Genomic DNA, 14,553 nt, shown 5'->3' with positions numbered 1-14,553 from the left:
TAAGCGGGCAACTGCCGGCTACTTTTTCACCAGCGGGCAGGTCGACTTCGACAAGGGCATGAACGCCTGATCGCCCGGCAGCGTCGCCACCAGCTTGTAGTAGTCCCACGGCCGTTTGGATTCAGACGGCTGCTTGACTTCAAACAGGTACATGTCGTGCACCATGCGGCCGTCCTCGCGGATGCGGCCATTGGTGGCGAAGAAGTCGTTGATGGGCAGGGACTTCATCTGCTTCATCACGGCGACGGGCTCGTCGGTGCCGGCGGCCTGCACGGCCTTCAGGTAATGCATCACCGACGAATACGTGCCCGCCTGGCTCATGTTGGGCATCTTCTTGAGCTTGTCGTAGTAGCGCTGCGACCAGGCGCGGGTTTGGTCGTTCATGTCCCAGTAGAAGGCTTCGGTCAGGGTCAGGCCGGCGGCGGCTTCCAGGCCGATCGCGTGGATGTCGTTGATGTACAAGAGCAATCCCGCCATTTTCTGGCCGCCTTTGGTCAGGCCGAATTCGCTGGCCGCCTTGATGGCGTTCACCGTGTCGCCGCCCGCGTTCGCCAGTCCGACGATCTGGGCGCGGCTGGCCTGGGCCTGCAGCAGGTAGGACGCGAAATCGCTGGACCCCAGCGGATGGCGAGAGGCGCCCAGTACCGTGCCGCCGTTGGCTTTGACGACTTCGGTGGCGGAGGCCTGCAGGGTGTGGCCGAAGGCGTAATCCGCCGTCAGGAAGTACCAGGTCTTGCCGCCTTTCTCGACGGTGGCGCGCGCGGTGGTGTTAGCCAGCGACCAGGTGTCGTAGGTGTAGTGCACGGAATAGGGCGAGCACAGGTCGTTGGTGATGCGTTCGGTGCCGGGGCCGCTGAAGACGACGATCTTCTTTTTTTCGCGGGCCACTTCCAGCACGGCCAGCGCGGGGGCCGAGCCCGCCACGTCCATGATCGCGTCCACCTTCTGGGTGTCGTACCATTCGCGCGCCTTGGCGGCGGCGATGTCGGCCTTGTTCTGGTGGTCCACCACCATCATGTCGATCTTCTTGCCCAGCACCGTGCCGCCGAAGTCGGCGATCGCCATTTCGGCGGCCGTGGCGCTGCCCTTGCCGGTCACGTCGGCGTAGACGCCGCTCATGTCCAGGATCAGGCCCAGGCGGACGATGTCGTCAGAGATTGCGGCGGGTTGGGCCGCCGGTTGGGCGGCGGCCGGGGCCGCCATGGCCGCGGCGATGCCTGCCGCCAGGGCGGTGGTGGTGAACAAGCGGGTAAGCGTGCTGCGGCAATGCTTTGAAATCCGGGGCGTGTTGGCGTAAGCCATGGTTTGTCTCCTCTTGTGCCGGATCTGTCTGGAACCTGCTGGCGCTTGATGGGCGTGGATGCCGCGCTCTGTATGGGTCGGGCCGCGAAACGGGGGGGTGGTCGGGGATGGGCTCCTTGGGTTGTCGGGGCAAGTCGGGGTTGGGAATCAGCGCTGGGTCAGCAGATCGAATTCCATCCGCACCTTGCGGAAAGGGAACTCCAGCCGCGCGAAATACACCACGCGGCCATCGATGCAGGCGTAGCGTCGCAGCTCGGCGACCGGCGACGACACGGGAATCTGCAGCGATTCCGCAGACTCCTGGCCGGCTTCGATCACGTTGAGCACCTGGCGCGCTTCGGTGATGCGGGCGCCGTAGAACTGGTCCAGCACCGGCGCGACGGTGCTTTTCTGGATGCGGGCGCGGTGCTTGCGGAACAGGCCGCTCTCCAGGAAGACCTCGCTATAGCAAAAGGGGCCCGCATCGGTGGTGTGCACGCGCCGCAGGTACTGGAAGCTGCCGCTGCGGTCCGCGCCGCAGGGCATGCCCAGCGTGTCGGGCAGCGGCGAGTCGGCGCTGGATTCCACCAGCGACACCGTGCCCAGCTGATTGCTCAGCTCCACGGTTTCGGCCCAGGTCTTGGGGATCAGCAGCGTGGGCGTTTCGGGCAGTTCGGCGTTGACGAACGTGCCCGACCCGCGCGAGCGCCGGATCAGCCCGTCCTGCTCCAGCAGGCCGAACGCCTGGCGGATGGTCGCCCGCGAGATGCCATAGGTTTCCATTAGCGACTCCAGCGGCGGGATCTGTTGGCCCGGCCGCCAGGTGCGGTTCTGGATATGGCTGCGGAACAGCGCCGCCGCTTGCAGGTAAAGCGGCTGGGGGCTGTGCGAGAAAAGCTTGCGGGCGGACATGTTCAGGGGGCGGGCGGCGGTGAAGGATCCGAGAGCATAGCCTCCGCCATGTCGCGCAGCCGGTGCTTCTGGATCTTGACCGAGTTGGCGCTTTCGACCGAGGGGAAGGCGTCCAGCACGGTGAAGCCCGCCGGCGCCTTGAAGCCGGCCATCGCGGCTTTGCAGGCGGCCGTCCAGCCCTCGGGATCGGCCGTGGCGCCTTCCTGCAGCAGCACGAACGCGTAGGGCACGGTCTTGCCGTGGCGCGTGGCGCCCACCACCTGGCAAGCGCGCACGCCGGGCAGGGTTTCGACCACTTGCTCGATTTCAACCGGGTTCACCAGGAAGCCGGACAGCCGCAGGGAATCGCCCATTCGCGTCTGGAACACAAACTGGCGCGGTGTCAGCGTGTAGCCCAGGTCGCCCGTCTTGAAATAGCCGTCGTCCGTGACGGCGTTGCGCGTGGCCTCGGGGTTGTCCAGATAACCCTGCATCAGGCTGGGCGACAGGATCTCGATTTCGCCGGACTGGCCGTGGGGCAACACTTGCCCGGATTCGGGGTCGCGGGCGCGCACGCGGGCCTCGGGGTAGACCAGCGTGCCGCCGGGTTGGTGCCGCGCCGAGACATCGCCTTCGGCCGGATCGCGCGGCTGGCCCGCCACCAGCGCGATCAGCTCGCTGGACCCATACAGGCCGGTCAGCGGCACGCCGGCCTGGCCGGCCAGGTCCAGCATGTTGTCCAGCGCGGGCGTGAAACTGGCGAAACCGAACAGGCGCGCCGAGGCGAAGGCGCCCGGCGGGGCGGCCTGCATCATGCCTACCAGCGCCTCGTTGTTGGCGTACGTATGGGTGACGGCATAGCGGGCGACGGCATCGGCCGACTCCGCGGCATTGAACACCGGTGCGCAGACAACAGGCACGCCTTGCGCCAGGCCGCCCACAAGCGTCGCAAAACCGAATGCGCCGCAAAACGGCGCGCTGGCCAGCACGCAGCTGCCGTCGCCGTAGCCGAAGGCTTGCGCCACCGCCGCGCCGTGGCGCAGCAAGGTCTGCTGGTCATGCAGGACGAATTTGGGTTTGGACGTGGTGCCCGAGGTGGTGAAGCACAGCACGCCCGCATTGCCGTGCGCGGTGGGCGGCGCGGCGTCCGTGGCCAGCAGGTCCGCATAGCGGTGGGCCGGCTTGCCCGCGATGGCGGCAGGGGCGGGTTGATCGGCCTGAGTCAGCGCCACCACGCCTTGCAGGCGCATCAGTTGGCCTGGGTCGACGCCGTCAAGAATGCCCTGGAAGTCGATGCCCTTGAAGCCCGGCCAGAACACCAGCCAGTCCGCTTGTCCGCGGCCCAGGATGTCGGCCACTTCCAAGGCCCGGAAGCGCGTGTTGACGGCCAGCACCAGGGCGCCGAGGTGCGCCGAGGCCAGGAAGGATTCCACCCAGGCCGCGCAGTTGGGCAGCCAGATGGCTACGCGGTGGCCGGGCCGCACGCCGATGCGGGCAAGCCCCGCGGCCAGCGCCCGGCTCTGCGCGCGCAACTGCGCGGCGCTGATCCGCTGGTCCGAGTCGATCAGCAGGGGGGCGTCCGGGCGCCGCGCCGCCAGCGCGTCCAGATGGCTGGAGAATGTCGAATACGGCATGTTCATGGGCTACACCGTGGCGATCGGCGTCACGGGAGAACCCACGGCGCCGGGCATGCGCAAGGGCGGGGCGGTGAGCAGGAAGCGGTTGCGGCCCTGCGCATGCAGCCAATCGGCCAGGTCCTTCAGATACCAGAGTTCCGCCAGCGGCACGCCCAGCTTGAACAGGCAATGGTGATGCAGCGGCAGGATCGAATGGCCGGGGCCGGACGTGCGCGCCGGATAGGACTCCACCGCGTAGTTGTCCGCGCAGAGGGCGGCCACGCCGCTGGCGGTGATCCAGTCCAGCAGCGCGGGGTCGGCGCCGTCCAGCACGGCGCCGGTCTGTTCCAGCGCGTGCGGATCGGGCTGGCCGTTCATGGCGACGAGGCTTTCGGCGAAACCCGTGCGCAGCACCAGCATGTCGCCCGGCTCCACGACCACGCTCTGGTCGCGCATCGCGGTCTGCAATTGCTCGTGGCCCACCAGCGTGCGGCCGGGGCCGAACGCGCGCGCCAGGTCCACCAGCACACCGCGTCCTTGCATGCCTTTTTCGGCATAGCGGCTGACGCTGAGCTTGCGGGCGTACGAGCCGCCTGGCGGGCAGCAGGCGTCGCCCGACGTGTCGGGATCGGCGCCGCCGAACACGTCGACGCCGGCGGCGTAGCCGTTGTAATAGACGCGGCGGGCCTGGCCGTCGCCCTGGATGTCGAAGAGAGCGCCCACGTGGCACAGGCCGTCCCACTGCGTGGAGTACTGCATGGACAGCGTGACCTGGTCATCCGATAGCACGTCGACCGCCTCGGGCTGCACCTGCGACATCGCAAAATTCAGGTAGGGCGTGCCTTCGCGGAACGTGGGCTTGAGCGTGGGCGCATGGCGGCGCGGATTCAGCACGTTGCCGCCGGGCAGGTCCAGCGGCAGCGACAGACAGAACACCTTGCCCGCGCGCACTTCGCGCACCCCCTGCAGCACTTTTTCTTCCGTCAGCAGGTTCAGCCGGCCCAGTTCGTCGTCCGGCCCGAAGTCGCCCCAGGTGGATCCCTCGGGACGTTGCGTCCAGCGTTTCATTTGCTTGTCTCCTGTCCGTTTTCTATGTTTTTATAACTATAGTACGTATTTACGTACTTTGAATATCCCAAGCATCAAGAAGAAATCCGCAATCAGCGGGTTCGATAGGAGACAAATCCATGACGCATTACGTGCACCCGCGCGCCGCGCGGCGCTGGCTGACCGCCGCCGCCCTGGTGGCTTCGGCGCTGCCCGCGGCCCAGGCCGCCGGCTATCCCGAACACCCCGTCACCGTCGTCGTGCCGTATCCGCCGGGCGGCGGCGCGGACATCTTCGGCCGCGCCATCGCCAATGCGTTGCAACCGGGCTTGAAGCAGACCGTGCTGGTGGAAAACAAGCCGGGCGCGGGCGGCAACATCGGCATGGCCTACGTGGCGCGCGCCAAGGCGGATGGCTACACGCTGGGCCTGGGCACCATCGGCACGCAGACCATCAACCAGTTCCTCTACAGCAACATGGCGTTCGATCCCGAACGCGACCTGGTGCCGATCGCGCTGGTGTCCACGACGCCCAATGTGATCGCCGTCAGCGCCAAGTCGCCCTACAAGACGGTGGCCGACGTCATCAAGGCGGCCAAGCAATCGCCGGACAAGAAGCTGACGTACGCTTCGCCCGGCATCGGTTCATCGGTCCATCTGACGGGCGCGTACTTCGAGTCGATGGCGGGGGTGACGATGCTGCACGTGCCGTTCAAGGGCACGTCCGCGTCCTTGCCGGCCGTGGCCGGCGGCCAGGTGGACCTGCTGTTCGACAACCTGCCGGGCGCATTGGCGCAGATCAAGGACGGCAATCTGGTGCGCGGCGTGGCGGTCACTTCCGGCCAGCGCGATCCGTCGGTGCCGAACCTGCCCACGGTTGCCGAATCCGGCTTGCCTGGTTTCGACGTCACGGCGTGGTTCGCCCTGTACGCGCCGCGCAACACGCCGGCCCCCGTGGTCAAGCAATTGATCGATGCCGCGCGCAGCGGCTTGCAAAGCCAGGCCCTCGCCACCAATTTCGCCACCATGGGAGCCAAACCCGGTACGCTTTTCGGAGACGACCTGGCCGCTTTCGAGCGCGATGAGCGCAAGAAATGGGGCGGCCTCATCAAAGACAAGGGAATCACCGCGCAATGAATACCCCTATCGCACTGGTCACCGGCGGCAGCCGGGGCATCGGCCGCGCCATCGTGGCGCGGCTGATCGAAGACGGCTATCAGGTCGTCAATTTCAGCCGCCGGCCGCCCGACGAGGCGCTGCCCGGCGAAACCTTCCGTTCGGTCGACCTGGGTGATGCGGCCGCCACCCGCGAGGCGGCGCGCGAACTGGCCGCCGAGCGGCCCGTCCTGCATCTGGTCAACAACGCAGGGATGATCCAGGTCGCCAACATCGAGGACGTGTCCGAAGAAGACCTGCTGCGCACCCTGGCTTTGAACGTCACCGCCCCGGTGCTGCTGTTGCAGGCGCTGTTGCCGGGCATGCGCCAGGCGGGCTATGGGCGCGTGGTCAACATCGGCAGCCGGGCCGCGCTGGGCAAGGGCGGTCGGACGGTCTACGGGGCGTCCAAGGCCGGCCTGGCCGGCATGACGCGCACCTGGGCGCTGGAGCTGGCCGCTGACGGCATTACTGTGAACACGGTGTCACCAGGGCCGATCGCGACTGAATTGTTCAACCAGTCGAATCCGCCGGGCCAACCCAAGACGTTGGCGCTGGAAGCGTCCATCCCCGTGGGCCGTGTGGGGCGGCCGGAAGAAGTGGCGCACAGCGTCGCCATGTTCCTGGACCGCCGCGCGGGATTCATCACGGGGCAGTTGCTGTACGTGTGCGGCGGGATGTCCGTGGGACTGGCCGGCTAAAGGCTGTCGTCCAGTTCCCAGGTGAATTCCGGCGAGACCTGCAGCGACAGGCCTTGCGGCCAGAGCAGCTTGTGCAGCCGGATTACATCAAGGGCGTAGACGTTTTCGGCCACGGGCAGATCCTGGTCGAGCATGGCGCGCGCGGCGGGGACGCCGGTGCCCAACGTTGCCGACAGCCGGGCGATGGCCGTGGCCCGCGTGATGCCTTGGGGGCGCGCGCGCACCGTGTAGGGCGTGCGGTCATGGAAAGGGTGGCCGGGATTGGTCGTCGCCACCATCCAGCCGCAATGCGCGCATTCCGCGATCAGGCTCATGCCCTGCGTGCGCGTGGCTTGGGGATGGCCGCAACGCGGGCAGGGGCTGTCGGTAAGCGGCATGTCAGGCCAGCGGCTCCGGCCGGTCGTGCAAGGGACCGACATGCCGTTCGACCGCCTTGCGCGGCATCTTGCCGACGCTTTGCAGCGCGCTGGCGCGTTCTTCGCGCAGGCGTCGCAGCACTTCGGTGGGCGCTACGCCGAAGTGCGCCGCGAATTTGCGCTGGAATGTACGGCGCGACATATGGCAGGCGTCCGCCATGTCGTCCACCGACCAGCGCGCCGACAAGTGCGCTTCGATCTTTTCGACCAGGTCGCGGAACGGCGCGGCCACGCGGTCCTGCAGGCGCAGGCTTTGGCTGTATTGGCGCTGGTCGCCGTCGCGCCGCATGAAGACGACCAGCCGGCGCGCCACCTGCTGCGACAGCATCGCGCCATGGTCGCGTTCGATCAGGGCCAGCGCCAGATCGATGCCTGCGGTGACGCCGGCAGAGGTCCAGTACTTGCCGCTTTCGATGAAGATGCGGTCGTCCTGCACGCGCAGGGCGGGGTACATCTGGCGCAGCCGGTCCGCCGAGCGCCAGTGCGTGGTGACGGCCAGGCCGTTGAGCAGGTCCGCCGCGGCCAGGACGAACGCACCGGTACAAACACTGCACGTGCGCGCGGCGCCGGCGTCCCGGCGGCGCAGCCAGGCGCGGGTTTCCGCGTGCGCGCTGGCGCGGTCGACGCCGGGGCCCCCCGGCACCAGCAGCATGTCGACCGGTGCATCGCCGTCTTCTTCGAAGGTGCCGTCCACCTGCATGCGCAGCCCTTGCTCCCAGGTGCTGACGACGCGTTCGGCGGCGATCGTGTTCAACTGGTACAGCGCCTTTCCCGCCTCTTCGTTGGCCGAACTGAATGCCTGCCAAGGGCCCGCCAGGTCCAGCGGCTGGAAGCCGTCGAACAGCACAAACAGCACGCGTTGTGGCGCGTTTTCCGCCATTTGTGGCGCAACGGCGCGGGCGCGTCCGCCTATGCTGGGCGTTGGCGTTCTTGAGGGAGCATCGTCATGCATGTGAATTTTCTCTTGTTCGAAGGGCTGACCCAACTGGATATGACCGGTCCCTATGAGGTCTTGGCGAACGCGCCGGGCTTTACCGTGGATTTTGTCGCAAAAACGCGCGATCCGGTACGGTGCGATCGCGGATTGCAATTCGTGCCCACTCAGACGCTGGCGTCCGCGCCGCCCTGCGATCTGCTGGTTGTGCCCGGCGGGCCGGGCACGGATGATGCCATTGTTGACCCGGATTGGGTGGCATTCACGCGCAAGCAGGGGCAAGACGCGCAATATCTGTTCGGTATTTGCACGGGATCGCTGCTGCTGGGGGCGGCCGGGCTGTTGCGCGGCAAGCGGGCGTCCAGCCATTGGCGGGCGCGCGAGCTGCTGTCGCGCTTTGGCGCCACGCCCAGTGAAGAGCGCCTGTGCGTGGACGGCAATGTCTATACCGCGGGCGGCGTGACGTCGGGCATCGACATGGGGCTGAAAGTGGTGGCGGCGCTATGTGGCGACGACGTCGCCAAGCTGATCCAGTTGCAGATCGAATACGACCCCAAGCCGCCGTTCCCGGGCGGCACGCCCAAGACGTCCGAGCCGGCGGTGGTCGAACGCTACCTGGAAATGTCGCAGGCGCGTTTCGAGCGGCGGCGCGCGGCGGTGGAGCGGGCTGCGGCGGCCATGCCGTAGCCGGCGCCGGGCTACTTGCCCAGGTGATCCAGCGGCAGCGGGCTTTGGGGTTTGACCGTCTGGATGGCGAAATTGCTGCGGATGTCCTTCACGCCCGGCAGCTTCAGCAGCGTGCCCAGCAGGAAGCGCTCGTAGCCGCGCAGGTCCGGCACCACCACCTGCAGCAGGAAGTCTGACTCGCCGGACACCAGATGCGCGGCGATCACTTCCGGCAGCGCGCTGACTTCCTTGCGGAACTGTTCGGCGTCGCGTTCGTGGTGGCGTTCCACCTTGACGCCGACGAACACGGTCAATCCCAGGCCCACTTCGTCCGGCGCCAGCCGGGCCTCGTAGCCCAGGATCACCCCAGCTTCCTCCAGCATGCGCACGCGGCGCAGGCACGGCGAGGGCGACAGGCCGATCTGCTCGGCAAGCTCCACATTGGTCAGGCGGCCGTTCTGTTGCAATGCTTCGAGAATGCGCCGGTCATAGGCGTCTAGTTCATGTTTTGGCATGGATTTAATAAAAGAATGGATAAGGAAGTGGGGTATGCCAATCATCGTAGCGGTATTGGCATGAATCGCAAGCACATGCCAGCCCGATTTTCCTAGAATGATCGCCTGAACGAATGCGTGGGAGAGCGCGGTGATGGCGGATATGGTGGTGTTTCTTGGGGCCTTGTTGATTGTCTATGTGGTGCCCGGGCCGGACATGATCCTGCTGCTGGAAACCGGCGTGTTGCGCGGCCGCGGACAGGCGTTGGCGGTGGCCGCCGGGCTGGCCATCGCGCGCGCCGCCCATGTGACGCTGGCGGCGTTGGGCCTGGCGGCCCTGTTCAAGACGCACCCGTGGGCATTCGACGCCGCCCGCACGGTGGGCGGCGTCTACCTGATGTGGCTGGGCGTGCGGCTGCTGCGCGCCGGGCCGCTGGTGCTGGATGCCTCCGGCCAGACGCCGCCGCGCGGCGCCGGCCTGGGCGGGGCGGTGCTTGCCGGCGTGCTGACCAATGTGCTCAACCCCAAAGCCTTGCTGTTCTGTTCGGTGCTGCTGCCGCAGTTCGTGTCGCCGGCCCATGGACCGATCGGCCAGCAGTTCGCGGTGTTGGGCGTCATCCTGGTCGGCCTCGGGTTGGCGTTCGACATCGTCTGCGCGCTGGCGGGCGGCGCGGTGGGGCGGTGGATGTCGGCCAGTCCGCGCGCGCAGAAAGTGCAGAGCGTGGTCTTCGGCACGGCGTTGATCGGCTTCGGCCTGCGGCTGACGTTCGCGCAACGCCCGGCCTGAAACGGCGGCCGGGCTTGCCGCGACAGATAAAGCCGGATGGAAAAAGGGCCTGACGCGTCGCCGCGGCAGGCCCTTTCCTGTTAAGCGGCCAAGCCGCTTACTTGCCGAAGGCGTAGGCGTCTTCGTCCACGTCTTCCTCCTTGGCGGGGGGCGGCGTGGCGCCGTCCTGCAACAGTTCCGCCGCGGTCATTCCCTTGGTCAGCTCCAGGGCCTGGCGCTCGAACAGGCGTCGGTACAGACCGCCCTTCAAACGGATCAGCGCATCGTGGCTGCCTTCCTCGATGATGCGGCCATGGTCCATGACCAGCAGGCGGTCCAGCGCGCGCACGGTCGACAGGCGGTGCGCCACCACCAGGGTGGTGCGGCCTTCCATCAGCCGGTCCATGGCTTGCTGGATCAGCACTTCGCTTTCGCTGTCCAGGCTGGAGGTGGCCTCGTCCAGGATCAGGATGGGTGAGTCCGCCAGGAACGCCCGCGCGATCGCCACGCGCTGGCGTTCGCCGCCCGACAGCTTCACGCCGCGTTCGCCCACCAGCGTGTCGTACCCCTTGGGCAGCGACATGATGAAGTCATGCGCGCTGGCCAGCCTGGCCGCCTGCTCGATCTCGGCCTGGGTGGCGCCGGGCCGCGCGTATGCGATGTTCTCCGCCAGCGTGCGGTGGAACAGCACCGGATCCTGCTGCACGATGGCGATCTGGCTGCGCAGGGACGCCTGCTTCACCTGGGCGATGTCCTGCCCGTCGATCGTGATGCGGCCGCCGTTCACGTCGTACAGGCGCTGGATCAGCTTGATGAACGTGGTCTTGCCCGAGCCCGAATGGCCCACCAGCCCGACGCGTTCGCCCGGCGCGATGCGCGCGGAGAATTTGTCGTACAGCGCAGTGTTGTGCGAGCCATAGCGGAACGTCACGTCCTCGAAGCGGATTTCGCCCGCAGTGATCTGGATCGTGCCTGCGCCGGGGCGGTCGGCTACGCCGAGAGGCTGGCGTTCCATCGCCACCAGTTCTTCCATGTCGTTGACCGAGCGCTGCAGGTTGCGGATGTGCATGCCCACGTCGCGCAGATAGCCTTGCAGCACGAAGAACATCGTCAGGGTGAACGTGATGTCGCCCACCGTCGCCTGGTTGCGCGACCACAGCAGTAGCGACGCGCCCAGGATGGCCGCTTGCATGATCACCAGCATCGCGCCCTGGATACCGCCGTTCAGCGTGGCGCGCACCCAGGTGCGGCGCGTGCGGTTGCGCCACTTGTTGACCACGCGGTCCAGCCGGACTTCCTCGCGCGTTTCCGCGCCGAAGGCCTTGACGACCGCGTTGCAGCTGACGGCATCCGCCAACGCGCCGCCCATGCGCGTGTCCCAGGCATTGCCCAGACGCGCGGCGGGCGCCACGAAGCCCAGCGACAGCGCCGCGGTGACGGCGATGTACAGCACCGAACCCAGGCCCACCACCAGCCCCATCAGCGGCCAGTGCGCGCCTAGCAAGGCCGTGGCGCCCACCAGCATCACGACGGACGGCAGCAGCGCGACCAGCAGCGTGTCGTTCAGGATGTCCACCGCCCACATGCCGCGCGTGATCTTGCGCACCGTCGAGCCGGCGAAGCTGTTGGCATGCCAGTCGGTTGAAAAGCGCTGTACGCGGTAGAAGGCGTTGGACACGATGCCGTTCATCATCTTCAGGGTGAAGGTGATGATGTTCTGAAACACGGCCTGGCGCAGCAGGGTGCCGCCCACGCCCAGTGCCACCAGCAGCCAGAAGGCCGTGATGGCGGCGCTCCAGGCCAGGTCGTCGCCGGTCGAGCCCGAGGCCACGGCGTCGACCAGCCGGCCCGCGTACATCGGGGTCAGAATGTCGGCGACGGCCGACAGCAACGCCAGCAGCACGATGACAAGCGTGCGCCCGGGTTGCAGGCCCCAGTGGCGGAAGGTAAAGCCCAGGACATCCTTAAAGGCCTGTCCTCGAAAGTCTATTTTTTTTCTAGCCATAACAATGGCCTGGCGGCACAAGACACGCCAGGATGTCCTTGTGAGGAAAGAGGGGGATAACAAGCCGGATGCCAAGGGCACCGGCGACTGCGTTCAGGAGTTTGGAGCGGGCACGGAGGACCAGTCGCTAGGTAACGGTCTAGCGATGGCTCCGCGCGGGCGACGACTTAATGGCGTCGCGGGGACACGCGCGGGACGGCGTTGGGCATGGGGTGAGTCATCATGCAGCCTCCCTGTCGGTGATTTGAGTGGACGAAAAAAGGAAATGGGCAAAGGCCCGTATTGCTGATTCTATAGAAGTGATGTAGGCGAATCAACGGGAGCAGGGCGTGCGGCGCGTCGAGTGTGGGTTTTTTTCAACTCGGGCGCCGGCCTTGGGCCAGGACGCCGCCCGCCATCACGCCGACGTGAACAAGTCCGCGGGCAATTGGGCGACCGCGTCGTAGGTCAGGCGGATGTGCGCGGCAAGCAGCGCACAGGCGCGGTCGGCGTCGCGCGCCAGCGTGGCGTCCAGGATGCCCTGGTGCTCATCCTGCAAGTCTCGCGCGATGGGCTTGCGCGTGACGGTCAGGCGGCGGTAGCGCTCGGCCTGCTGATACAGGATGCCCAGGAAGTGATGCATCCAGCGCGACGGACAGGCGCTGATCAATTCGCGGTGGAATTCGCGGTTGCGCTGCTCCCATTCTTCGAAGCGCGCTTCCGGGTCCGCGGCCAGGCGCTGTTCCGCTTTGCTCAACCGGTGGAAGGCGCCCAGCACCGCGCTTTCCCAGGTGTCGTCACCCACGGCGATCGACTGGCGCAACGCTTCGGTTTCCAGCAGCACGCGGTTTTCGGTGATGTCGCGGAAGTCTTCCAGGGATATGGGCGTGACGCGAAAGCCGCGCTGCCCCTGCGCGATGACCAGGGCGTCCGACACCAGCAGCGCGAGCGCTTCGCGCAGCGTGCCCGCGCCCACGCCGTAATCGTCTTTCAGGTGTTCGACGCGCAGGCGCGAACCGGGCGGATGCTTGCCCTGGATGATGTCGCGCCGCAGGTTGACGTAGGCCGTGCCCACCAGCGTGTTGGCCGAGGCAGTGTGGGCAAGCGAGGGGAGCGGGGTTCCGTCTGACATGAAGAGCACTGTAGCACTACGCCAAAAAAATCTCGATAAAAATTGTTGACTTCGAGATTTACGCTGCCTATCGTAGAAAAAAGCGCCGCCACTTCAGCGGAAAAATTCCCCCGGCACGATGCCGGCGGCAGGCGCACCTGGAGACAAGCAGTGATACGGCTACACGACATCCGGTACGTCCGGCTGGGCACCCGTGATCTGGACGCCGCGGTGCGCTATGCGACCGCGGTGCTGGGATTGGAGCTTGCCCGCAAGGAACACGGGGCGGCGTATTTCAAGTCCGACTCCCGCGACCACACCCTCTGCTATTTCGAAGGCGATCCGCGCGACCACACCGCCGCGTTCGAAGTGGATTCACCCGAAGAACTGGAGCGCGCCGGCGCCGTGCTGGAGCGCAGCGGCTACCAAGTCGCGGCCGGGCGGCGCGAGGATGCCGAGCAGCGCTACGTGCGCGATTTCCTGCAATTCACCGACCCGTCCGGCAATCGCATCGAACTGGTGCTGGCGCCGCAGCACAGCGGCCGGCGCTACTTTCCCGGCCGCGATGCCGGTGTGACGGGCTTCTCGCATATCGGCCTGCGCACGCTGGACCCACGGCGCGACGAGGCCTTCTGGACGGGCCTGCTGTCTGCCCGGGTCAGCGACCGCATCGGCGAGGCCCCGTTGCTGCGCATCGATGAAGTCCACCACAAGATCGCGCTGTTCCCGTCCTCGTATCCGGGCGTGCAGCACATCAACCATCAGGTCGAAAGCATCGACGACATCATGCGCGCCTGGTATCAACTGCGCGAATGGAACGTGCCGATCCGTTTCGGCCCGGGCCGGCATCCGACCTCGGGCGCGATGTTCCTGTATTTCGACGGCCCGGACGGGATGATCTACGAATACTCCACGGGCGTCAGGCTGATCAGCGCCGAAGAGGAAAAGACCCACCGGCCGCGCAGCTTCCCGGCCGTGCCGTCGTCGTTCTGCATGTGGGGCGCCAAGCCCGATATCCCGGAGTTCAAGACATGAGCGCAGCCCGCAAGGACGCCAGCGGCGGGCAGGAGGCGCTGGTGCGCGTCGCCGCGCGCGCGCTGGCCCGGGCCAATCTGGTCCACGCCTACGGGCATTGCAGCAGCCGGCTGGATGCCGACCATTTCCTGGTGTGCGCGGCCCGCCCCATGGGCCTGATCGCGCCGGGCGAGGCGGGCACGGTGGTGCCGGTGCATGGTGACTTGCCGGACGGCGTGCTGGGCGAAGTGCGCATCCATCAGCATATCTATCGGCTGCGCCCCGATGTGGGGGGCGTGGTGCGTTCCATGCCGCCCACGGTCATGACCTTGTCTTCGGCGCGCGTCACGCCCGCGCCGCGCCACGGCATGGGTTCCTATTTCTCGCCCGCCGTGCCGTTGTGGGACGACCCGCAACTGGTGCGCGGCGATGCGCAGGCGCGCGGCGTGGCCGAGACGCTCGGCGCCGCCCGCGCGAT

General features: G+C 67.0%; 15 protein-coding genes. 6 read left to right on the top strand and 9 right to left on the bottom strand.

Annotated elements, in window-relative coordinates; translation table 11 throughout:
- Nucleotides 1–18 precede the first annotated feature (18 nt).
- The 4 genes from HG262_RS29530 to HG262_RS29515 form a co-directional block, all read right to left on the bottom strand.
- Nucleotides 19–1,203, bottom strand: a complete 1,185-nt coding sequence (locus tag HG262_RS29530) for an ABC transporter substrate-binding protein (RefSeq protein ID WP_248293530.1) — start codon at nt 1,201–1,203, stop codon at nt 19–21.
- 246 nt (nt 1,204–1,449) lie between these two features.
- Nucleotides 1,450–2,193 (bottom strand): GntR family transcriptional regulator, encoded by a 744-nt coding sequence (locus HG262_RS29525; protein WP_169274384.1) that lies wholly within the window; start codon nt 2,191–2,193, stop codon nt 1,450–1,452.
- A 2-nt stretch (nt 2,194–2,195) separates the two neighbouring features.
- Entirely contained in the window at nt 2,196–3,812 is a 1,617-nt protein-coding gene (locus HG262_RS29520) for an AMP-binding protein (RefSeq protein ID WP_211187831.1), read from the bottom strand.
- Nucleotides 3,813–3,815: 3 nt separating this feature from the next.
- Nucleotides 3,816–4,856, bottom strand: coding sequence for a cyclase family protein (locus HG262_RS29515; RefSeq protein ID WP_169274383.1), 1,041 nt, complete (start codon nt 4,854–4,856; stop codon nt 3,816–3,818).
- A 119-nt stretch (nt 4,857–4,975) separates the two neighbouring features.
- On the opposite strand from HG262_RS29515, the gene HG262_RS29510 reads away from it, so the two are divergent.
- On the top strand, nt 4,976–5,971 hold the full coding sequence (locus HG262_RS29510) for a tripartite tricarboxylate transporter substrate binding protein (protein ID WP_169274382.1): 996 nt from the start codon (nt 4,976–4,978) through the stop codon (nt 5,969–5,971).
- Nucleotides 5,968–6,690: an SDR family oxidoreductase gene (locus HG262_RS29505; RefSeq protein ID WP_169274381.1), complete on the top strand. Its 723-nt coding sequence runs from the start codon at nt 5,968–5,970 to the stop codon at nt 6,688–6,690. Before HG262_RS29510 ends, HG262_RS29505 begins: the two co-directional genes overlap by 4 nt.
- Here HG262_RS29505 and HG262_RS29500 read toward each other — a convergent pair.
- A complete protein-coding gene (locus HG262_RS29500; protein WP_169274380.1) occupies nt 6,687–7,067 on the bottom strand; it encodes a hypothetical protein in 381 nt (126 codons plus the stop codon). The genes HG262_RS29505 and HG262_RS29500 overlap by 4 nt on opposite strands.
- A 1-nt stretch (nt 7,068) precedes the next feature.
- Complete coding sequence (locus tag HG262_RS29495) at nt 7,069–7,986, bottom strand: AraC family transcriptional regulator (RefSeq protein WP_169274379.1); 918 nt, start codon at nt 7,984–7,986, stop codon at nt 7,069–7,071.
- Nucleotides 7,987–8,052: 66 nt separating this feature from the next.
- Between HG262_RS29495 and HG262_RS29490 the strand changes: the two genes are divergently transcribed.
- Nucleotides 8,053–8,727: a DJ-1/PfpI family protein gene (locus HG262_RS29490; RefSeq protein WP_169274378.1), complete on the top strand. Its 675-nt coding sequence runs from the start codon at nt 8,053–8,055 to the stop codon at nt 8,725–8,727.
- A gap of 11 nt (nt 8,728–8,738) precedes the next feature.
- On the opposite strand, the gene HG262_RS29485 is transcribed toward HG262_RS29490, so the two are convergent.
- Nucleotides 8,739–9,221, bottom strand: coding sequence for an Lrp/AsnC family transcriptional regulator (locus HG262_RS29485; protein ID WP_169274377.1), 483 nt, complete (start codon nt 9,219–9,221; stop codon nt 8,739–8,741).
- Between the two features lie 133 nt (nt 9,222–9,354).
- Between HG262_RS29485 and HG262_RS29480 the strand changes: the two genes are divergently transcribed.
- On the top strand, nt 9,355–9,987 hold the full coding sequence (locus tag HG262_RS29480; protein WP_169274376.1) for a LysE family translocator: 633 nt from the start codon (nt 9,355–9,357) through the stop codon (nt 9,985–9,987).
- A 97-nt stretch (nt 9,988–10,084) separates the two neighbouring features.
- Here HG262_RS29480 and HG262_RS29475 read toward each other — a convergent pair whose 3' ends face one another.
- On the bottom strand, nt 10,085–11,971 hold the full coding sequence (locus HG262_RS29475) for an ABC transporter ATP-binding protein (RefSeq protein ID WP_169274375.1): 1,887 nt from the start codon (nt 11,969–11,971) through the stop codon (nt 10,085–10,087).
- A 397-nt stretch (nt 11,972–12,368) separates the two neighbouring features.
- A complete protein-coding gene (locus HG262_RS29470) occupies nt 12,369–13,082 on the bottom strand; it encodes an FCD domain-containing protein (RefSeq protein ID WP_169274374.1) in 714 nt (237 codons plus the stop codon).
- A gap of 150 nt (nt 13,083–13,232) precedes the next feature.
- On the opposite strand from HG262_RS29470, the gene HG262_RS29465 reads away from it, so the two are divergent.
- Complete coding sequence (locus tag HG262_RS29465; protein ID WP_169274373.1) at nt 13,233–14,096, top strand: VOC family protein; 864 nt, start codon at nt 13,233–13,235, stop codon at nt 14,094–14,096.
- Nucleotides 14,093–14,553, top strand: a 461-nt coding sequence (locus HG262_RS29460) for a class II aldolase/adducin family protein (RefSeq protein WP_211187830.1), incomplete at its 3' end; no start/stop codon positions are given. The genes HG262_RS29465 and HG262_RS29460, both read left to right, overlap by 4 nt.

The organism is Achromobacter sp. Bel (assembly GCF_012928505.1).
Taxonomy (GTDB): Bacteria; Pseudomonadota; Gammaproteobacteria; order Burkholderiales; family Burkholderiaceae_B; genus Achromobacter.
This window is presented reverse-complemented; position numbering and strand designations above follow the sequence as displayed.